23 protein-coding genes are annotated in these 19,503 nt (G+C 71.8%); 6 read left to right on the plus strand and 17 right to left on the minus strand.

Translation table 11 applies throughout. The features are described from left to right. The first annotated feature begins 101 nt into the window (after positions 1 to 101). A complete protein-coding gene (locus BRM3_RS03855; protein ID WP_263594785.1) occupies positions 102 to 1,070 on the plus strand; it encodes a sugar-binding transcriptional regulator in 969 nt (322 codons plus the stop codon). Between the two features lie 61 nt (positions 1,071 to 1,131). Here the strand turns inward: BRM3_RS03855 and BRM3_RS03860 are convergent, their stop codons facing one another. The 8 genes from BRM3_RS03860 to BRM3_RS03895 form a co-directional block, all read right to left on the minus strand. Then, positions 1,132 to 2,430, minus strand: coding sequence for an NAD(P)H-dependent oxidoreductase (locus tag BRM3_RS03860; RefSeq protein ID WP_263594786.1), 1,299 nt, complete (start codon positions 2,428 to 2,430; stop codon positions 1,132 to 1,134). Between the two features lie 16 nt (positions 2,431 to 2,446). Further along, positions 2,447 to 2,938, minus strand: coding sequence for a transcriptional regulator GutM (locus BRM3_RS03865; RefSeq protein WP_263594787.1), 492 nt, complete (start codon positions 2,936 to 2,938; stop codon positions 2,447 to 2,449). A gap of 1 nt (position 2,939) precedes the next feature. Beyond that, positions 2,940 to 3,308, minus strand: coding sequence for a PTS glucitol/sorbitol transporter subunit IIA (locus BRM3_RS03870; RefSeq protein WP_263594788.1), 369 nt, complete (start codon positions 3,306 to 3,308; stop codon positions 2,940 to 2,942). A gap of 79 nt (positions 3,309 to 3,387) precedes the next feature. After that, positions 3,388 to 4,413 (minus strand): PTS glucitol/sorbitol transporter subunit IIB, encoded by a 1,026-nt coding sequence (gene srlE, locus BRM3_RS03875; RefSeq protein ID WP_263594789.1) that lies wholly within the window; start codon positions 4,411 to 4,413, stop codon positions 3,388 to 3,390. Continuing rightward, a complete protein-coding gene (gene srlA, locus BRM3_RS03880) occupies positions 4,410 to 5,015 on the minus strand; it encodes a PTS glucitol/sorbitol transporter subunit IIC (protein WP_263594790.1) in 606 nt (201 codons plus the stop codon). The genes srlE and srlA overlap by 4 nt, the downstream gene beginning before the upstream one ends. Before the next feature lie 160 nt (positions 5,016 to 5,175). Beyond that, entirely contained in the window at positions 5,176 to 5,709 is a 534-nt protein-coding gene (locus BRM3_RS03885) for a YjbQ family protein (RefSeq protein ID WP_263594791.1), read from the minus strand. A gap of 26 nt (positions 5,710 to 5,735) precedes the next feature. Next, entirely contained in the window at positions 5,736 to 6,593 is an 858-nt protein-coding gene (locus tag BRM3_RS03890) for a class II fructose-bisphosphate aldolase (protein WP_263594792.1), read from the minus strand. 24 nt (positions 6,594 to 6,617) lie between these two features. Next, positions 6,618 to 7,307 carry a triose-phosphate isomerase gene (locus BRM3_RS03895; RefSeq protein ID WP_263594793.1) on the minus strand — a complete coding sequence of 230 codons (690 nt, stop codon included), beginning with the start codon at positions 7,305 to 7,307 and terminating at the stop codon, positions 6,618 to 6,620. Positions 7,308 to 7,505: 198 nt separating this feature from the next. Between BRM3_RS03895 and BRM3_RS03900 the strand changes: the two genes are divergently transcribed. Then, entirely contained in the window at positions 7,506 to 7,919 is a 414-nt protein-coding gene (locus BRM3_RS03900) for a (deoxy)nucleoside triphosphate pyrophosphohydrolase (protein WP_263594794.1), read from the plus strand. A gap of 16 nt (positions 7,920 to 7,935) precedes the next feature. On the opposite strand, the gene BRM3_RS03905 is transcribed toward BRM3_RS03900, so the two are convergent. The 8 genes from BRM3_RS03905 to BRM3_RS03940 all read right to left on the minus strand — a co-directional run bounded on the left by BRM3_RS03905 (position 7,936) and on the right by BRM3_RS03940 (position 15,860). Continuing rightward, entirely contained in the window at positions 7,936 to 8,736 is an 801-nt protein-coding gene (locus BRM3_RS03905) for an HNH endonuclease (protein ID WP_263594795.1), read from the minus strand. Positions 8,737 to 8,845: 109 nt separating this feature from the next. Further along, the gene (locus BRM3_RS03910) at positions 8,846 to 9,424 is read right to left on the minus strand and encodes an HdeD family acid-resistance protein (protein ID WP_263594796.1); all 579 of its coding nucleotides are present in this window, start codon (positions 9,422 to 9,424) and stop codon (positions 8,846 to 8,848) included. Positions 9,425 to 9,550: 126 nt separating this feature from the next. Then, complete coding sequence (locus tag BRM3_RS03915; protein ID WP_263594797.1) at positions 9,551 to 10,243, minus strand: N-acetylmannosamine-6-phosphate 2-epimerase; 693 nt, start codon at positions 10,241 to 10,243, stop codon at positions 9,551 to 9,553. 94 nt (positions 10,244 to 10,337) lie between these two features. Then, the gene (locus BRM3_RS03920) at positions 10,338 to 11,201 is read right to left on the minus strand and encodes a PRD domain-containing protein (RefSeq protein ID WP_263594798.1); all 864 of its coding nucleotides are present in this window, start codon (positions 11,199 to 11,201) and stop codon (positions 10,338 to 10,340) included. Next, positions 11,198 to 11,683: a PTS sugar transporter subunit IIA gene (locus tag BRM3_RS03925; protein WP_263594799.1), complete on the minus strand. Its 486-nt coding sequence runs from the start codon at positions 11,681 to 11,683 to the stop codon at positions 11,198 to 11,200. Before BRM3_RS03925 ends, BRM3_RS03920 begins: the two co-directional genes overlap by 4 nt. Before the next feature lie 122 nt (positions 11,684 to 11,805). After that, positions 11,806 to 13,479: a PTS transporter subunit EIIC gene (locus BRM3_RS03930; protein ID WP_263594800.1), complete on the minus strand. Its 1,674-nt coding sequence runs from the start codon at positions 13,477 to 13,479 to the stop codon at positions 11,806 to 11,808. A gap of 238 nt (positions 13,480 to 13,717) precedes the next feature. Then, entirely contained in the window at positions 13,718 to 13,993 is a 276-nt protein-coding gene (locus BRM3_RS03935) for an HU family DNA-binding protein (RefSeq protein ID WP_263594801.1), read from the minus strand. 148 nt (positions 13,994 to 14,141) lie between these two features. Next, positions 14,142 to 15,860, minus strand: a complete 1,719-nt coding sequence (locus BRM3_RS03940) for an ABC1 kinase family protein (RefSeq protein WP_263594802.1) — start codon at positions 15,858 to 15,860, stop codon at positions 14,142 to 14,144. Between the two features lie 120 nt (positions 15,861 to 15,980). On the opposite strand from BRM3_RS03940, the gene BRM3_RS03945 reads away from it, so the two are divergent. After that, positions 15,981 to 17,144: a glycerate kinase gene (locus BRM3_RS03945; RefSeq protein WP_263594803.1), complete on the plus strand. Its 1,164-nt coding sequence runs from the start codon at positions 15,981 to 15,983 to the stop codon at positions 17,142 to 17,144. An 18-nt stretch (positions 17,145 to 17,162) separates the two neighbouring features. On the opposite strand, the gene BRM3_RS03950 is transcribed toward BRM3_RS03945, so the two are convergent. Then, a complete protein-coding gene (locus tag BRM3_RS03950) occupies positions 17,163 to 17,933 on the minus strand; it encodes an ABC transporter permease (RefSeq protein ID WP_263594804.1) in 771 nt (256 codons plus the stop codon). Between the two features lie 195 nt (positions 17,934 to 18,128). On the opposite strand from BRM3_RS03950, the gene BRM3_RS03955 reads away from it, so the two are divergent. The 3 genes from BRM3_RS03955 (at position 18,129) to BRM3_RS03965 (ending at position 19,477) form a co-directional block, all read left to right on the plus strand. Then, positions 18,129 to 18,413, plus strand: a complete 285-nt coding sequence (locus tag BRM3_RS03955) for a DUF1540 domain-containing protein (RefSeq protein WP_263594805.1) — start codon at positions 18,129 to 18,131, stop codon at positions 18,411 to 18,413. 159 nt (positions 18,414 to 18,572) lie between these two features. Beyond that, positions 18,573 to 18,746, plus strand: a complete 174-nt coding sequence (locus BRM3_RS03960) for a hypothetical protein (RefSeq protein WP_263594806.1) — start codon at positions 18,573 to 18,575, stop codon at positions 18,744 to 18,746. A gap of 5 nt (positions 18,747 to 18,751) precedes the next feature. Then, positions 18,752 to 19,477 carry an MgtC/SapB family protein gene (locus tag BRM3_RS03965; RefSeq protein WP_263594807.1) on the plus strand — a complete coding sequence of 242 codons (726 nt, stop codon included), beginning with the start codon at positions 18,752 to 18,754 and terminating at the stop codon, positions 19,475 to 19,477. The last annotated feature ends 26 nt before the right edge of the window (positions 19,478 to 19,503 follow it).

The following is a 19,503-nucleotide window of genomic DNA, read 5'->3' on the forward strand; positions in this document are numbered from 1 at the left end:
CGCGTCGTTCGCGCGAGTAGCATCGAGAAGTGGTCTCCCCACCCCTGGCGCGACATTCGAGCGGGCCGTGGGCCCCACGCTCCACGGAGGATCCAGCGCAGATGCCCGACAGGAACGAAGAGAATCACCTGCGCTCCATCGCGCGCCTGTACTACCTCGAGGACAAGGGGCAGGCGGAGATCGGCCGCCTGCTGGGGATGTCGAAGTCGACCGTCTCGCGCAAGCTCGCGGCCGCTCGCAGCGCGGGGATCGTGCAGATCCGCATCGTCGGCGAGAACGGGGTGGACCGGGCGGAGGACCTCGAGCGCCAGCTGCTCGCGCGCTTCCCTCTGCGCGACGCCTTCGTGGCCGATGCCGGCCGCCGGCTGGACCCGCTCCGGGCCGCGGGGCGGCTCGCCGCGGAGGTCTTCGTCCAGCAGGCGCCCGGGGCGTCCCGCATCGGTTTCGGGTGGGGCCTGACGATCGGCAGCATCATCGATGCGATCCCGTCCCTCACGCTGCGCACGGACACCGTGCTCACCTCGATCGTGGGCGGCATGCCCTCGGTCGACACCGGCCCCAGCGGCAACCATCTGATCTTCTCGCTCGCCGAGAACTGCGGCGTGCGGGCGCGGCGCTTCGACGCCCCCGCCATCGTGGAGTCACCCCTCACGCAGGCCGCGCTCCTGCGGGAGACGTCGGTGGCGAGCGCGCTCGACTTCGGGCGCGGCTGCGACCTCGCCTTCGTCGGCATCGGCGCGTTCGGCATCCGCACCTCGGAGAAGGTGCTCGAGCAGATGCGCCTGACCGACGAGGAGCTGCAGCAGGTGCTCGACGCCCGTCCCGTCGGCGACGTGCTGGGGCGCTTCTACGACAAGGACGGGGTCCCGCTCGGGCCGCCGTCCTCCGACCGGGTGATCGCCCTGACCGTGCCCGACCTCGCACGCATCCCGACCGTCGTCGGGGTCGCGGCCGGGGTCGAGAAGCTGCAGGGGGTCCTCGGCGCCCTCGCGGCACGCACCTTCGACATCCTCGTCGTGGACCGTCGGCTCGCCGAGTCCCTGATCTCCTCGGTGCGCGCGAGGCCCTGAGGGCAGCGGGAGACGGGCGGAGGGCCGGCCCCGGGGGCCGCCCCTCCGCCCGCCTCGTGCCTCAGATCATGCCGTTCTTGACGAGCGCGTCCTGCAGGCGCCGCATCGCCACGAGCGGCCGCGTCTCGTCGACCTCGACGTCGTCGTAGCCGATGAACTCGTCCGCCTGCTTCGGCGCCTTCAGGGTGCAGCGGCCCAGCAGCCCGATCGGGATCAGGTTCTGCTCGCGCGCCGTCTCGGCGGGGACCGCCCAGCCGTAGTAGTGGTCGCCGCCCATGCCCTCGAGGGTGATGCCAGGCTCGAGGTCGGACTTCGCCCGGGCCACCACCTCGGTCGTGACGTGGTGGGACTGGAAGTCGCTCCGGCGGTTGAGGATCGCCTCGCCGATCGACAGCGGCGCCTCGATGGAGGCGATGTGCCACGGCCGGTAGAAGAGGTAGTACGGACCGGTGCCGAGCTTGAGGTAGTCCAGCTCGTGGGTGACGACGTCGCTCTCGGACTTGACGATCGCGAAGACCCCGGGGGCCACGTCGCCGGTGACGTACTCCACGACGGGTCCCTCGCCGTCGAGGATGCCGCCGTCGGCGCGCGGGATGAGCGTCGTGGCGAGGTCGGCGAGATTGCACTCGGGACCGTGCATGCCCTCGACCTCGATCGGGAAGCCCGTCGCGTTGGACAGGGCGGTCATCTCGAGCTGCGTCTTGGTGCCGTCGGTGAACTCCGTGAGCATGCGCGGGTTCATGCGCTTGCGCTCGGCCTCGGCCAGGTTGTCGGAGGGCACCGAGTGCGGCTTGTTGGGGTTGTTCTTGCCCTTGCCGACGCACACGACCTTCATGCCGAGGTCCTGCGCGTACTCGACGAGCTTGAGGCACTCGACGGGCTCGTCGCCGCGGCACACGGTGTAGACGGAGCCGCCGGCGTTCGCCATGCGGCTCAGGAGCACCCCGACCGTGATGTCGGCCTCGACGGTCATGAGCGCCACGTCGGTGCCGTGCGCGATGCACGTGTAGGCGATCTGCGCGGCGATCTCGGGCACGCCGGAGACCTCCAGGACGATGTCGATGTCGAGCTCGGGCATCTGCAGCCCGTCGGTGATCGCGACGGCGCGGCCGGCCGCGAGGCCGGCGCGCGCGGCGTCGAGGTCGTCGCCCGCGGCGAGCACGTCGTCCGTGCCCGCGTTCCGGAGCGCCTCGGTGGCCTTGTCCAGCACGATGTCCGCGACGGCCGTGACGGTCATGCCCGGCGTGCGGCAGATCTGCGCGATGAGCCCGGCGCCCATCTGTCCGGCGCCGACGACGCCGACCCGGACGGGGTGGCCGAGCTCGGCCTCCCTCTCGAGAAGTCCCTTGGTGTATCCCATTTCCTTGCTCCCTTTCCTAGTGGTTCATGGCGTGCGCGACGGGGGTGGCCGCCCGCGCGGGGGTGGATGCCGACCTGCGGAGAGTCCGCGGGCGGTCCGCGGCGCTCGCGCCCATGGAGACCGCCGCCCCGCGGCGCGGCTTGGGCAGGCGCAGCAGGGCGTCCTCGGCGCCGCGCCGCAGCGCCCGGCTGCGGGCGCGGTCGGCGAGTCCGGTGACCGGTCCGATCAGCTCGGGGCGCGCCCGGAACCGCGCGAAGACCGTGCGACCGGTCATCGCCGTCGCGCGCACGACCTCGCCGCGCGAGGTGTCGACCACCATCACGACGACGGCCCCGCCCCGGAAGGAGCGGCAGCGGCCCGAGATGAGCGCGTTGTCCGGCCCGCTCGCCGCTCGCGCGGAGTCCTGGAGCTCACGGTTGTAGCGCCTGGCCTGGAACAGCGTCATGACCATCGCCAGGATCATCGCGGTGATCAGGAGGGCGGGGAACTGCCAGCCGACGTCGTGCATGTCAGCCCTCCTCGAAACGGATCTCGGCGCCGACGGCCGGGGCCTTCGGCATCTCGCCGGTGGCGAGCACGGCGCCGGGCAGCAGCTCCTGCTCGGGCTGGTTGACGTAGACGACGACGTGGCCGAGCTGGACGAGGTTCTCGTTGGCCTGGGCGCCGAGCGCGTCGACCGTGACCCGGTCCTCGCCCAGGACGAGGACGTCGCCCGGCGCGATGTCGCGCACGGGCCGGGCGGCGCCGGTGTGGACGATGCTGACGTCGGCGAGGGCGGGCGGCACGGGCTCGCCGAAGAGGATGACGACACCGGCGTCGAGCATGTCGTGCGTGTCGTCGCCGATGTGGCTGACGGTGGAGGTCCAGAGGGTGCTCATGAGGGATCCTTCGCGGGTTCGAGAGGGGGCGGGGACGGCCGCGCGCCGACGAGGGCGGGCGCGCGGCCGTCGGTGCCGTTCAGAGGAGGAACGACACGAGGTAGGCGATCAGGACGGCGATCGGCGAGGTGATCAGGCGGGTGAACAGCACCGCCGGCACGCCGACCGAGATGGTCTCCGGCTTGGCCTCGCCGAGGGACAGGCCCACGGGGATGAAGTCGGCGCCGACCTGGCCGTCGATCGCGAACAGCGTGGGCAGGGCGTACTGGACCGGGAGGGCGCCGGCGCCGATCTGCGTGCCCATGAGGACGCCGACCACCTGGGCGATCGCCGCGCCGGGCCCCAGGATCGGGGACAGGAACGGGAGCGCCACGATGAGCGACAGCAGGAGCAGCCCCAGGGGGTTCTGCGCGAGCGGCGTGACCAGGTGGGCGATGCCCTGCGAGATCCCGGTGTAGTTGACGAAGCCGATCAGGAGCCCGACGTACGCCATGAACGGGATGACGGTCTTGAGGATGATGTCGAGCGCCTGGCGTCCCGAGGACAGCAGCGTGTTGATGACGTAGCCGATCGCGTTGCCGAACCCGACCACGATCCCGGTGAACCCGCGGGGGCGCCCTGGCGCGGCCGCCTTCCGGGGAGCCTCGGCGTCCGCGTCCGCGGGGGCCGCCTGGTCGGCGCCCGCCGCCGCAGCGCCCGCGCCGCCGACACCGGCGGCCGTGGCGCTCTGCTCGGCGTCGGCGACCGCCACCTGGTTCACGCCCACATCCGACACGAAGATGTCGTCGGTGATGAACTGCGCGAGCGGGCCCGTCGGCGACCCCGGGTACACGTCGATGGTCGGGATCCGCTTCTTGGGGTACACGCCGATGCGGGCGGTGCCGCCGCAGTTGATGACGACCGCCATCACCTCGTCGTCGGCGATGTGGTTGGTGAAGCCGTCGAGCACCTCGGCCCCGGAGAGCTCCGCCATCCTCTGGGCGACGGGATGGATCCCGCCGCCCGTGACCGACAGGATGACCTTCTTGGTGTCGGTGGGGACGATGGTGAGGCCGCTGCCCCACCCGGCCCCGCCCTTGGTGACGCGGATGGGCGTGAAGCTCATGACACACCGCCCTGGATCTCGCCGGCCGCGTAGGCCTCGTCGTAGGCGCGGAAGGTCTCCTCGTGGCCGCCCCGCTTGATGAGCAGGGAGGTCATCCACTGGGTGGCGATGCCGCGGATGAGGATCACGACGATGCCGACCAGGAAGTACAGGGCGGCGAGCGGCGCGTACTTCTCGGGGGCGATCTGCAGGACGCCGGCCGAGACTCCGGTCCACACGAAGATCTCTCCCGCGTTCGCATGCGGGAACAGCGACGTCACGGGGTGCACGAACGACACCGCCGAGTCGTAGAAGGCCGGCTTGTAGCGCTCGGGCAGGAAGCGGCCGAAGGTGTAGGCCATCGGGTTGGTCAGGAGCAGGACGGCGAGGACCGGCATGACCGTGTAGCGGGTGACGGCCCATCGGCTGGACCAGCGCACGGCGCGGGTGACCCGCTCCTCGCCGATCCAGGTGGTGACGGCGTACATCAGGGTCAGCATGACCATCAGCAGCGGGAGCACGCCGGTGACGAGGCCGACGAACGACTCGGCGGCCGCCTGGAAGAGGCCGATGAAGTGCTCGGCGGCCCAGGTGATTCCCTTCATGATCGGGTTGTTCTCCACGAGAACTCCTTTGTTTCGAGTGGATGTCGCATCGGGCGCCTGACCGTCGGGCGGTCAGCGGCGGCGGTGCGCGGCAGGAAGGACTGCAGCAGTGATGAGGAGGGTCACCTCCGGTCGTCGGGGCCGTGGGGCCGGTTCGGCAGTGGGGACGGGGGCGGGTTCACTCACCGGTGAGCACGATGTGGCACCTGCGCGTCCGGGAACGCGCCCGGTCGAAGTCGACGAAGAACACGTAGCCCGTGGGCCCGACCGCGAGCTCGCCGTCGATGACGGCGAAGGTCTCGCTCGAGCCGAGGATGCTGGCCTTCAGGTGCGCGTCGGCGTTGAACAGCTGGGTGCGGTCCCCTCCGGGGAGGTAGGCCGCGGCGTCCGGCCAGGACTCCACGGCCCGGTAGTGCTCCTCCCCGGGGTAGGTGTAGCCCTGAGCGGGCGGGAAGTCCTCCTGGGCGGGGAACAGGCGCGACAGCACGGCGTCGAGGTCGTGCTGCAGGTAGTCGTTGCCGTCGGCGTCGAGGTCGTGGGCGAACTCCTCGAAGTACACGGCGCAGGTGGTGTGCGGGGAGATCACGCTGCAGGTCCCTGCGGCGATGCCGCTAGCGGCGATCGCGTCGCGCACGTGCGGCGTGACGTCCAGGAACGTCGGGCCGCCTCCGCGGGAGACCAGCTCGAAGGTGGTGGTGGTGGTCGTGGTCATGTCGTCTCCTCGTCTCCTGGGCCTGGTCAGAGCGCGCCGGCACGGGGCGCGAGCGCCTGCACGAACCGTCCGACGTCCTCGCGCACGCCCTGGCGCGCGCGCACGGCGACGTCGGAGAACACGTAGGTGTCCTCGCCCTCGAGGGCGTCCCGCGCGGCGTCGAGGGCGGCCTTGGCGGCGTAGGTGTAGTAGTTGATCTTGCGGACGCCCCGATCGATGCAGGCGCGGTACTCCTGGGGCTTCAGCCCCGAGCCGCCGTGCATCACGAGGGGGACGCCGGCGGCTCGGCGCAGCTGCTCGATGAGCTCGTAGTCGAGCCTCGGCTCTCGCCGGTACAGGCCGTGGACCGTGCCGAAGGAGGCCGCCAGGCAGTCCACGCCGGTCCGCGCGACGAAGTCCGCCGCCTCCTGGGGTCTCGTGTAGAGGGTCTCGTCGGCGATGCCCTGGGACGGGTCCCCGTTCTCGTTCCCGCTCATGGCGCCGATCTCCCCCTCGACGTCGGCGCCGCGCTCATGGGCCATCTCGACGACGGCGCGGGTGAGGGCCACGTTCTCCTCGTAGGGCCGCAGGGAGCCGTCGATCATGGCGGACGTGAACCCGATGTCGAGTCCCGTCCGGATGTACTCGATGTCCTCGCCATGGTCGACATGCACCACGAAGGGGGCCTCCGACCGGGAGGCGAGGGCCACCATGGCGGGGCCGATCTCCTCGATGCTCACGTACTTCTCATGGGACTGGGCGAAGGCCAGCACGATCGGGACGCCGGCCCGCTCGCCGACGTCGATCGTGGCGAGGAGGGCCTCGAAGAACGGCGTGTTCACGGCCGCGAGACCGCCGCCGTGCGTCTCGGCGTAGGACAGCGCTTCGCTGAGTGAGATGAGCACGATCGCTCCTTTCGCTGACCGGGGTCAGGGCTTCGCGGTGCGGAGGGCGGTGTACATGTCCGAGAGGATCCGCCGGTGGTCGGGGTGCTGCAGGATGCCGCTCGTGCCGCCTGAGCCGTCGGCGCCCTGGGCGAGCACGCGGGCGACGTCCTCGCCGGTCGAGACGCCGGCAGCCTGGATCACGAGGATGTTCGCGTCGACCTCCTTGACAATGCGGGTGGTGCGCTCGACGTAGTCGCCGGCGTCCATGCGGCCGGTGCCGATCGCGGAGGTGGGCTCGCAGATCATCACGTCGGGGCCCAGCGTCGCGACCGCCCGGCACTGGGCGTCGGAGTCGGCGCACACGATGGTCGCCAGGCCGGTCGCGCGGGCCCGGGCGATCGTCCGGTCGAGCTCGTCGAGGGTCAGGGGGTGCTCGGCATGGTTGAGCACGACCGCGCCGACGCCGGCCTCGACCAGTCCCTCGGGCAGGATCCTGCCCATGCCCCGCCCGGGCACGAGGGGGTCCATGTGCTGGGCGGTGACCACGAGGTGCTCGGTGGCCTCGGCGATCATCCGCAGGTCCACGTGCTGGGCCGTGAAGATCGTGGTAATACCGAACTGGCCCGCGAGCTCGTCCGTCAGGCGTGCGAGCCGGAGCGTCTCGCCGCCGCCCAGGTACGCCTTGGGGTTCACGATCAGCAACGGTCCCGTGAGCGTCGAACGTCGGTCCATGGGCCTCTCCCGTCTTTGGGCTGTTCACGAGCACTGGATGAAACTTGTTGCAGTTAAGTGCAACTCGTCCTGCTGAAGGTACGTGACGGTGTGCGGGCGCGCAAGAGTTTCACGAAAGTGGGAGAAGTTTCAGCGCCAGGAGGCGGGCGCTCTGCTCGTACGATGCTCGTGCAGCCGCACGCGACCCGGGGAGGGACCATGGACGACACCGCGTTGCGGGTGGTGGGCGCCGTGATCCGCCGTGACGGCCTCGTCCTGTGCGCCCGGCGGGCGGCGACGACGACCTCGGCCGGCCTCTGGGAGTTCCCCGGCGGCAAGATCGAGCCGGGCGAGACGCCCGAGGCCGCGCTCGTCCGGGAGATCCGTGAGGAGCTGGGGGTCGGCATCAGCGTCCACGGGCTCGTCTCCCGGCACGTCACGCCGCTCGGCGCCCGTCGGATCGACCTCGCCTGCTACTGGGCGGCGCTCACGGGGACGCCGCCGGTCGCGAGCACCGATCACGACACCCTGCGATGGCTCGAGCCCTCGGCCCTGGGAGGCATGCGCTGGGCTCCTCCGGACGTCCCGATCGTCGAGGACGTCCGGGCGTCGGGATCGATGCCCTCACGATGACGTCGGCTCTGCGGCGCTACCGGCCGTGGACCGTCGTGCCGCGACCGTCGAAGCCCAGGTCCACGCGCGCCGCACGAGGCACGGTGGCGCTCACGAAGCTCTCGTAGTGCTGGGCGAGGAGCTCCGGAGCCGGTCGCTCGCGCGCGTGCCGGGGGACCACGCGCAGCGCCTGCCCGTGCAGCCGTTTGAGGCCGTGTTCGAGGATGGGGCCGTCGACCTCGTCGAGGATGTCCCCTCGGATCTCGACGTGCAGGTCAGGGGTGACGCCGAGGATCCCGGTGTCGTAGGCGGCGTGGTGGATCTTGCACAGGGCCAGACCGTTACGAGCTGCCGCGATGCCGTCCTCGTGGGAGTCCTCCACGATGTGGGCGGCGTCGAGCAGGGCCGCATGACGGAGCTGGCACACCGCGCAGCTCGTCTCGTAGGCGCGCATGACGATGCTGCGGAACACCGGCTGGTGCAGGCGCGCACGCGTCTGCTGGAAGAGGTATCGCCGAAGGACCTCGTCGACGCCGGCCCCCGTGGCCTCGAGGTTCTGCAGGCCGTCGGTGGCGACGACGAACTGATGCGCCTCGGACTCCTCCCCCACGAGAAAGACGGGATAGATCGGCTTGTAGACACCGGGGGCGACTCCCCAGAACCAGATGAGCGGGACCCGCCGCTCCATCGCCTCGCGCAGGGCCCGATTGTTCGGGTGCAGAGGATCGGTGCCCTGCCATTTGTACCGGAGCAGCCCGTCCGGCCCGGGACTGTCCTCGTACGGGCGATCTGCTCCCGGCGCCCGGAAGGTCGTGGTGATCGAGAGCGCCGCGTCCATGCCCCGGGGCTTGTAGATCCCGAGCTGACGGTTCTTGAGGGGCTGCTTGTCGCCGCGGAAGGTGAAGTCCCCGAACTCGTGCCAGTCGATGGGACCGCGCGGCGGGACCTCAGCGCGTCATGCGGCGCAGCGTGAAGGCGTGCCCGATCTGCAGGGCTCCGACCACGATCAGCCAGACGGCGAACAGCCAGACCAGCGCCGCGACGGTCGCGAAGGGGAAGAACAGCAGCATGAGGCCGCCGATGATCTGCAGGACGCCGCCGGCGACGGCCCAGCCGCGGCCGGGCGCGCCGCGCCAGGAGAGCACCTGGGTCAGGTACGTCGCGCCGGCGAACAGCCAGCCGATGCCGATCCAGATCCCGAGCAGCACGATCGACTGCGCGAAGTCCATGAAGCAGATGACGCCGAGCACGATCGAGAGGACGCCCACGACGATGTCGAGGATCCTGCTCCCGATGTTGACGTAGGGAGAGGAGGCCGCGGCGAGCCACCCGATGCCGGTCAGCACGAGGTACACGCCGAACAGGATCCCGACCACCGCGAACGTGCCCTTGGGCCACGCCAGGGCGATGATCCCGACCACGACGGACAGGATCCCCAGGGCCAGCAGCCACTTCCAGCCGCTGCGCACCACGGAGCGGACGCGGTCTTCGAGAGGACTGCGCGGATGGTCGGTGGGCGTGGACATGGGGACCTCCTGGAGACGGGGCCTGGACGGCACTGGACCCAGGTTACGTCGGACGCTCCCCCGGCCGGCCCGGCCCGACGGGGCCGGACTTGCCGCCCAGGGCGAGTACGCCGGCCGTGCCCCCGCTCAGCTCGCGGTGGAGCCGTCGACGGCCTCGGCGAACCACCGGGTGATCGTCGTGGGATGCGTGATGGCCGTGCCGACCACGACGGCGAAGGCGCCGCGCTCGTGCGCCGCGACCGCCTGGGCCGGGGTGTGGACGCGGCCTTCGGCCACCAGGGCGGTGCCGCCCGGCAGTCGGTGCGCGAGCCCGCCCAGCAGGTCGAGGTCGGGCCCGTCGGTGCGCTCCCTGGCCTCGGTGTACCCCGCCAGGGTCGTGCCGACGATGTCGGCGCCGGCCTCGGCCGCGGCGAGAGCCGACTCGAGGCTGTCGCAGTCGGCCATGATCGGCCCGTCGAAGCTCTCGCGCACCGCGGCGACCGTCTCGGCGAACGTGAGCCCGTCGGGGCGGGGGCGCAGGGTCCCGTCGAGGGCGAGGATGTCGGCGCCGGCCTCGATCACCGCCCGGCAGTGCTCGAGGGTCGGGGTGATGAACACCCCGTCGGCGCCGTCCTTCCAGATGCCGATCACGGGGACGTCGACCGCCGCCGCGACCGCGCGGATGTCCTCGAGGCCCTGCGCGCGCACGGCCGAGGCGCCGCCGCTCTCCACGGCGGCGGCGACCTGGGCCATGGTGCGCGGGTCGCGCATCGGCTCCCCGGGGTAGGCCTGGCACGAGACGATCAGCGTGTTCCGGAGGGCGGAGACGATCGGGTGCATGGGGATTCCTTGTCTTCGTGGAGGGCCTGCTCGGCGAGCGCGCGGCAGGCGGAGGTGACGGGACGATGCCGCCGAGGATCGACGGCGAGCACGGTCAGGGGCTGTCCGCGCTCGTCACGAGGCGGTGGATGTGCAGGGCGATGTAGGTGGTCTCGTCCTCGCTGATCTCATGCCCCCAGGTGGAGTTCAGAGCCTGTGCGACCTCGCGGGCGAGGCGCATCGTCTCGGGCACCGAGCTCTCGAGGGCGTCGCTCATGAGCCCGGGCACGACGGTGACGTCGCGCCCCTCGGCCAGGCGCACGAAGAGGTAGCGGAGGTGGGTGACGAAGCGGGAGACCGACTGGCTGTTGCGGTCGAGCGGGACGCTGAGGCGCGCGTCGAGCAGATCGAAGATCGTCGACAGCGCCTCGGTCATGGACACGGTGCGATCCAGCGCGGCCCCGGAGAAGGTCGCCGAGACGAAGTGCAGGGCGAACGCCGTCGCCTCGTCCGCGGGCAGCGCGGTCCCCAGCCGGGCGCGCACGATCGCGAGAGCGCGGTCGCCCGCGGCGAGCTCCCGCGGGTACAGGTGCCGCACCTCCCAGACGAGCGGGAGGCTGATCTCCGTGCCCTCCTGCGCGCGCCGGATCGCGTACTGCAGATGGTCCGCGACCGGGAGCAGGAGGATCTCCGGGCGGGTGAGGCCCGTGATCTGCTGCGCGTCGTCCACGATCTCCCGGGCGGTCGTGACCACCTCATGGGGGATGTCCGCGAGGGTCCCGGCGGCGCTCGCCGCACGGGCGGCGTCCTCGGGCACGTAGACCGCCTCGACCCGGGAGACGTCCACCTGGCTGCCACGCCGCAGTCCGAACCCGACGCCCGGGCCCGTGACCACGAGCGAACGCCCCCGGCCGTCGAGCGCCAGCACGACGTTGTTGTTGTGGACCCGCTGGACGACGAGCCGCTGCGGCGGGATCATCGGGAACGGACCACCAGGATGCCGTCGCCCGTCGCGTCGAGGAACGGGCCCTCGACGGTGTACGCGTCGGCGTTGCTGACGACGACCGGCGTCACGACCGAGGGGATCTGGTGGCGCACCGTCTCCAGGTCGACCTCGAGCAGCACCTGGTCCGCCTCGACGACGTCGCCGGGGGCGCAGCGGGCGGTGAAGCCCTGCCCCTTGAGGGCCACGCTGTCGACGCCCACGTGGACGAGGATCTCCGCGCCGTTCGCCGCCCGGATGCCGACGGCGTGCAGCGTCTCGGGGACCAGGATGACCTCCCCGGCCACCGGGGCGACCACAGAGCCGTCGGTCAGGTCGACCGCGAAGCCGGGCCCGACGAGGCCCCGCGAGAAGACGGGGTCGGGGACGTCGGCGAGCTCGACCAGCGAGCCGGAGCCGGGGGCGCCGACCGTGATCGCGGTGTCGTCGTGGTTCTTCTTCCTGCCGAATCCGAACATGAGGGACGTTCCTTCCTGAGCGGGGACGCGACGGCCGTCGCGGTCACCGTGCCGGGTGGTGGGGTCGCCCGCGGTCGCCGTGCCGACCGGGCGGGCTGGGGGCGGGACGGGGCCGTCCGCGGTCAGTCGTCGTGGCCGATCATCTCGTTGATGACGCTCTTGTACAGCACGGCCTTGCCGCCGTAGACGGCCTGCACGCCGCCTGCGACCTCGAACACGTCGATCGCGCCGAGCTCCTTCAGGCGGGCCTTGTCGACCCGGGCGGGGTCATGGACGGAGACCCGCAGACGGGTGATGCACGCATCGACGTCCTCGAGGTTGTCCTGGCCGCCGAGCGCTTCGATGATCTGGGTCGAGGTCTGCTCGAGCTCGGCCTGGCGCCCCTTCCTGGTCGCGGCGGCTCGCGAGGTCGTCCCGCCGGCCGCGCCCGCGGCTGCGGCCTCCGTGGCGGCGGCGCCGTCGTCGGCCTCGGCGGCGGGGAGCGCGGCGGCGTCCGCGTCCGCGTCCCGCCCGGGCGTCTTGATGTTGAAGCGGGTGATGAGGAAGCGGAAGCTGACGTAGTAGAGGACGAACCAGACGACGCCCACCGGGATCACGTAGAGCCAGTGCGTCTTCCCCTCCCCCTGCAGGATGCCGAAGAGCGTGAAGTCGATCGCGCCGCCCGAGAACGTGTTGCCGATCCGGATCTGCAGGAGGTCCGCCACGAGGAACGACAGGCCGTCGAAGAACGCGTGCAGGACGTACAGCAGCGGCGCCACGAACAGGAACATGTACTCGATCGGCTCGGTGATGCCGGTGATGAACGAGGTGGCGGCGACCCCGATGAACAGCCCGGCGAACTTCGCGCGACGCCCCTTGGGGATGCAGTGGTACATCGCGAGGCACGCGCCCGGCAGGCCGAACATCATGGTGTCGAAGCGACCGGCGAAGTACTTGGTGCCCTCGGTGTACAGGCCCTGGTGGTTCGGGTCCGCGAGCTGCGCGAAGAAGATGTTCTGGGCGCCCGAGACGCTCGTCCCGGCGACCGTCTCCGTGCCGCCGAGGGGCGTGTACCAGAACATCGGGTAGATCATGTGGTGCAGTCCGACGGCGCCGGACAGCCTCAGGAGGAACCCGTAGAGGAACGTGCCGAACGGCCCGAGGCCGGCGATCGACTCGCCTGCCCCGACGAGGACGCCCTGGATCGGCGGCCAGATCAGGAAGAACAGCACGCCCAGCGGGATCGCCGCGAGCGAGACGACGATCGGCACGAACCGCGAGCCGCCGAAGAACCCCAGCACCTGCGGGAGCTGGATGTTGTGGTAGCGGTTGTGGAGGGTGACGGCCACGGCGCCGATCACGAGGGCCCCGACGATGCCGGTGTCGATGGCATCGCCGTCGGGGTCGAAGAGCGTGAGCATCGAGGCGGTGGTGCCGGTCATGACGAGGTAGCCGACGATGCCGGCGAGGGCGGCCGTGCCCTTGTCGCGCTTGGCGAGGCCGATGCAGAGCCCGATGCTGAGCAGCAGGGCCAGGTTCGAGAACACGACGGTGCCGGCGTCGGCCAGCACCTGGAAGATCCCCTGGAGGACGGGGTGGTCCAGCACCGGATAGGTGGCGACCGTGGTGGGGTTCGACAGGGAGCCGCCGATGCCGAGCAGCAGACCTGCGGCGGGCAGGATCGCGATCGGGAGCATGAAGGCCTTGCCGACCTTCTGCAGCGTCTTGAAAGGGGATCCGAGGCGCTTGTTCAGGGACGACGTCGGCGAGGACGCGTCCGCGCCGGTGGCGGCGACGTGCGCGGGAGAGGAGGACATGGCGGACTCCGGGCGGTGCGAAACGCCAGGTCTTGCCTCGAGGGAGTCACAATCCTGCGATCAGCGACTGACGATAGGGGTCGGAGCGCCCGGCGGTCAAGGCCGCCGGTCGACGACCGCCTGGTCGGCGACGGCCTGGTCGGCCGTCACGGGCCGGCGACCGCCCGCCGGAGTGGACCGCGACGAGCAGAGGCCGCCCCCGGGATCCGGGAGCGGCCTCTGCGGCGGGTGGGGGGTGTCAGGAGTTGACGGCGTCCTTGAACGCGGAGGCCGGCTTGAACGCGGGAGCGGTGCTCGCGGCGATCTGGACGGGCTCGCCCGTCTGCGGGTTGCGGCCGGTGCGAGCGGAGCGCTCACGGGGCTCGAAGGTGCCGAAGCCGGCGAGCGAGACCTTCTCGCCCTTGGCGACGGCGGCGACGATGCCGTCGAGGGCCGCGCCCAGGATCTCCTGGACATCCGTCTTGGAGGCGCCGGTGGTGTTGGCGATGCTGTCGATCAGTTCCTTGCGGTTCATGGGGCCCATTATTGGCATGAACCGCGCCGGAATCACGCATCAGGGCGACACGCACCTGTCCGAACGGCCCCTCGGACGGCCTCGAGGGCGCCTTCTCGGCGCCTGTGGCGGCCCGTGCGCGGGTCCGTCACGAGGCTCCGGGGACCGCTCAGCGGAACATGCGGCGCACGAAACGACGTGCGCTGCGCGCCGGGCCCGCGTCGGCGGCCAGATAGGCGCCGAGCACGCCTGCGGCCGCACCGCCCACGAGCATGAGGGGGTCCCGCAGCCGTCCCACCCGGGTGTCCCCCGTCGCGGCGACCGTGGCGATCCCGACGATCAGCGCGCTCATCGTGATGCCGGCCACCACCCGGTCCCCGGTCGCCTCGACACGCTCGACGAGAGGTTCGAAGTCCTCGGGCGGCAGCTGCACCTCGATGCCGCGCGCCTCGTAGTCCTCGAGCAGGGCGAGCAGGCGCTGGGGCAGGTCGGCCGCGATCCGCGCCGCTCGTTCGGTGTCATGGCGCAGTCGTCCGGCGAGCGCGTGCGGTCCCCACTGGTCGACGAGCGCTGAACGCCCCACCTCCTCGAGCACCTGGCCGAGGCGGAAGTCGGGATCCAGGGTGATGGCGCTCGCCTCCGTCAGCACGAGCATCCGCAGCAGCGTGGAGACGGCTCCCGGGAGCTGCAGGCGGTGGCGCCGCAGCAGGGCGGTCAGCCGGGAGAAGAAGTCGAGCATCGAGATGTCGGCCAGATCCTTGCCGCGCAGGGTCGCCAGGAGGCGGTCGACATCGGTGCGCAGGGCCCGCCGGTCGACGGTGCCGCGCGGCGGCGCGATCTGCAGCAGGTGATCCATGACCGCGTCGGTGTTGTCCCGTTGGAGCGCCAGGAGCAGCCACAGGATGTCGCCGCGCAGCCGGTCGTCCAGCTCGCCGACCATGCCGAAGTCGATGAGCCAGATCCTCCCGTCCTCGCGGACGAACAGGTTGCCCGGGTGGGGATCGGCGTGGAAGAACCCGTCGGCGAGCACCATGTGGATGATCGTCCGGGTCGCCCCCCGTGCGAGAGCCGGACGATCCACGCCGGCGCGGTCGAGGGCCTCCGTGTCGTCGATCCGCATGCCGCCGGCGAACTGCTCGGTGAGCACCTGGGACGTGCACAGGTCCGGGTGGACGGCCGGGATCGACACGAGGGGGTCGTCGGCCAGGTTGCGGGCGAAGTGCTCCGCGTTCGCCGCCTCGCGGGTGAAGTCCAGCTCGGCCCGCAGGGTCCGGGCGAACGCGTCGGCGAGCGCGACGATGTCGTAGTCGCGGGCGAGCGTCCACTCGCGCGAGGCGACGGTCGCGAGCTCCTCGAGGATCCGCAGATCGACGTCCACGAGCTCCGCGACGCCGGGCTTGCGCACCTTGACCACGACCTCGGCACCGTCGTGGAGGCGCGCGCGATGGGTCTGGCCGATCGAGGCAGTGCCGAGCGGGGCCTCGTCGAACTCCGCGTAGAGCGCGGACACGTCGCCGAGCTGGTCGGCGATGATCGTCCGGATCTCCTCGAAGGCCACCGGCTCGGTCCCGCTCTGGAGCCGGGAGAGCTCATGGGTGTAGGCGACGGGCAGGATGTCCTCGCGCGTGGCGAGCATCTGGCCGAGCTTGATGAAGGTGGGGCCCAGCTCCTCCAGGGCCTCGCGCAGCCTCACCGGTGCCGGGGTGCGGGTCCGCTCGCGTCCCGGCCGGCCGCGGCCGCCCTCGCCGGTGCCGTGTCCGCGGCGCAGCAGGGCGGCGAAGGAGGGGACGCGTGCGCGCAGCCCGACCTGCTCGGCCACCGTCGACCAGCCGTGGCGGATGAGGACCTCGGCGATCTGGCGGTACCGCTCACTCTGGGTGACGCTCATGCCGGGAGCCTACCGAGGCCCTCCGACGCATCGCCGTACGGTGGGTCCAGCACGCGCAGGGCGCCCCGGGTGGTCGCCGCTCGGGTGCGGACCGTCCGACATCGCACCGAAGGCTCCGACATGCGCATCGTCCTGGCCCCCGACTCGTTCAAGGAGTCGATGACCGCGCCCCAGGCCGCGGCCGCGATGACGCGCGGCGTGCAGGCCGTGCAGCCGGATGCCCAGTGCGTCGAGCTGCCCCTGTCCGACGGCGGGGAGGGCTTCACCGACGCGGTCGCCGCCGCGCTCGGCGCCCGCGTGATCGAGGTGACCGTGCACAACGCCCTCGGGCGGCCCGTGACCGGGCGTCTCGCCCTCGGGGACGAGGTGGCGGTGCTCGAGGTCGCGAGCGCCGTCGGTCTGGACCGGATCGCTCGCGCCGAGCGCGACGTGCTGCGTGCCGACTCGCGAGGCGCCGGGGAGCTGCTGCGCGCTGCGCTGGATCACGTCCGCCCGGGCGGCCGCATCGTGGTCGGCCTCGGCGGGAGCGCGACGAACGACGGAGGCGCCGGCCTGCTGGTGGCTCTCGGGGCGCGGCTCCTGGACGCCGACGGCGCCGAGCTCGCCCCCTCCCCCGGGGCCCTCGCGGCGCTCGAGCGTGTCGACCTCTCCGGCCTCGACCCCCGCCTGGGACAGGTGTCGATCCGGGCCGCGTGCGATGTCACCCACGTGCTGCTCGGCCCGCACGGCGCCAGTGCCGTCTTCGGCCCTCAGAAGGGCGCCGACCCGGCCCAGGTGAAGCAGGCGGACGCGGCCCTCGCCCGCCTCGTGCGCACGGTCGACGCGGCCGTCCCACGCCCGGGAGGGGAGTCTCCCGCGCGATGGGCCGACGAGCCCGGCGCCGGCGCGGCCGGAGGCCTCGGATGGGCCCTGCTCGCGCTGTGCGGGGCACGGCTGGAGCGGGGCCTGGAGCTCGTGGCGCGCACCGTGGGCCTCGACGAGGCGATCGAGGGCGCCGACCTCGTGCTGACCGGCGAGGGCCGGGTCGACGCGCAGTCCCTCTCGGGCAAGGTCCCCGGTGGCGTCGCGGCGCACGCGGCCCGAGCGGGCGTCCCCTGCCTCGTGCTCGCCGGCTCCGTCGCCCCCGATGCGGACGCCCTGCTCGGGAGCGGGGTCAGCGCGCTGCTGCCGATCGTGCCGGGCGTCGTCGATCTCGAGCGGGCGCTCGCCGACGGCCCCGCGAACCTCGAGCGCGCGGTCGCGAACGCCCTGCGGCTGATCGACGTCGGGGCCGCGCTCGCATGAGCCCGGTGAGCGGGGCTCTCATGCCTCCTCGGGGACCGGCAGGCGCGAGGTCCGGGCCAGGCGACGGGTCAGGACGAGCGCGCTGAGGGTCTGCGCGGTCAGGATCGCGACGAGCACGACCACCTGGAAGCGCGCCGCCTCGAGCGGGCTCGCGCCGCCGGCCAGGGCGCCGATGAAGGCGCCGGGCAGCGTCACCACGCCGGAGGAGCGGGTCTGGTCGATGTTGGGGATGAGCGCGTCGCGCACGGCCTCGCGCGCGACGTCGCCGAACGCGACCGGGGACGTCGCGCCGAGCGACCACCACGCCTCCACCTCGCCGGCCCGGTGGTGGGCCAGGGTGCGGAAATGGCGGCCCGCCAACGTCGCCGCCGTCATCGCGTTGCCGGTCACGATGCCGCCGACCGCGAGCACGTTCCGTGCGCTGAGCGGCATCATCCCCAGGGCGAACACCGCTCCGATCGCGACGAGGGCCCCCGTGATCACCGCGAGGGCCGCCGCGCGGCGGCCGCCGTCGAGCGTGTGCAGACGTCCGGCCGAGGTCGCCGAGGCCATCGTGAGCATGAGCGCGAGCACCGCGATCACGGTCCACGGCACCGACAGGGCACCCGAGAGGATGACGGAGGCGAGGGTCAGCTGGCCGATCGCGCGCAGGACGGCGATCACGGGCTGCGCGCCGACCCGCACGCCGCTCGCGCGCAGCACGATCATCACGGCTGTCACGAGCACCGCGATGCCGACCACGGTGCGCACGAGCAGCGGCCCGTCGACCGATGTCAGCAGTTCCCGCATCGTCCCAGCCTAGAGGCGCCGCCCGACCGCGCACGGGCCCGTCGGATATGATGAACGTCCGCGGAAATGAAAAACGGCGGTCTTTCCAAAAGCGGAGAGGCAGGCATTCCTTGCTAGTCGGAATTCCCTTTTCCTTCTATTCTGATATCAGCCGGCCGTCGCCCCGGCCGGCACCAGAACCCTCAGGAGGACACCATGATCGTCGTCGACATGCCCCGCGTCTCCGAATGCACCGTCACCGGCTGCTCCTACAACCACGACGGCTGCCACGCCTTCGCCGTCACGGTGGACGACGACGCCAGCTGCGCCACGTTCATCCCCCTCGACGTCAAGGGCGGTCTGAACAAGGTCGTCACGTCGGTCGGCGCGTGCCAGCGCACCGACTGCGTGTTCAACGACAAGCTCGAGTGCACCGCCGCCACCATCCGCATGGGCGCCGGTCACGACACCGCCAGCTGCCTGTCCTTCCAGGAGCGCTGAGCCTCCGCGGACACGTCCGCGAGCCCCGTCGCCGACCTCGGCGGCGGGGCTCGCCCCTGTCCGGCCGACGCCCTCCCTACCGCCCGGCACGTGACGGCGCCGCGCCTTCGTGCCTACAGTCCTGGTGTCATGCGCACCACACGGCGAGAGGAGCACGTCATGAGCGATCCGCACGAGAACCTCGAGAAGAACGCGTCCGAGGAGGAGCCCCAGGAGGGCGAGACGGTCCAGGACGCTGCCGAGCAGCAGACCGAGACCTCGAAGGACACCCCGACCACCCATCCGGGCCCGACGTCCACGTCCGATGAGCCCGTGGAGGGCGACGGTCACTGACCCCGATGGACCCTCTCGTCGGCCTGCTCTCGCGCACCTCGGGCATCGAGTTCGAGCTGCTGGGGGCCACCCTGGTCCTGTGCTCGCTCATCGGCATCGAGCGGCAGATGCACCAGAAGGCCGCGGGCTACCGGACGAACGTGCTCGTGGGTCTCGGCTCGTGCGCGTTCACGCTGGTCTCCGGCTACGGCTTCGCGATGGTGCTCGGATCCGACGTGACGCTCGATCCGTCGCGCATCGCCGCCCAGGTGGTCTCGGGCATCGGCTTCCTGGGCGCGGGCGTGATCTTCAAGGGGCACGACGTCGTGCGCGGCCTCACGACCGCCGCCACGGTGTGGGTCTCCGCGGCCGTCGGCATGGCCTGCGGCGCAGGCATGCTGTCGCTCGCGATCTCGCTCACGATCGCCCATCTGCTCACCCTGTTCGTCATCGCGCCGCTCGTGCGGCGTCTGCCCACGCCCGACCGGCACCGCGTGATCGACATCGGCTACGTCGACGGGGAGGGCGTGCTGCGCCGCATCCTCGCGGTGGCCACGGCGATGGGCTTCTCGTCGTCGGTCGACTCGAGCCGGCGGATCGAGGGGGAGAACGGCCCGCAGGTGATCGTGTCCGTGCGCTTCCACGGCCGTCAGCCGCTGCGCGACCTGGTCCCGCAGCTCGTAGACGTCAGCGGCGTGCGCCACGTGAACGTGCGCCAGGGCGACGAGCCCGAGGACGAGTACCCCGGCTGAGGTCGGCCCTGCCACCGCCGTGGCAG

It is taken from the genome of Brachybacterium huguangmaarense (assembly GCF_025725725.1).
GTDB classification, from domain to species: domain Bacteria; phylum Actinomycetota; class Actinomycetes; order Actinomycetales; family Dermabacteraceae; genus Brachybacterium; species Brachybacterium huguangmaarense.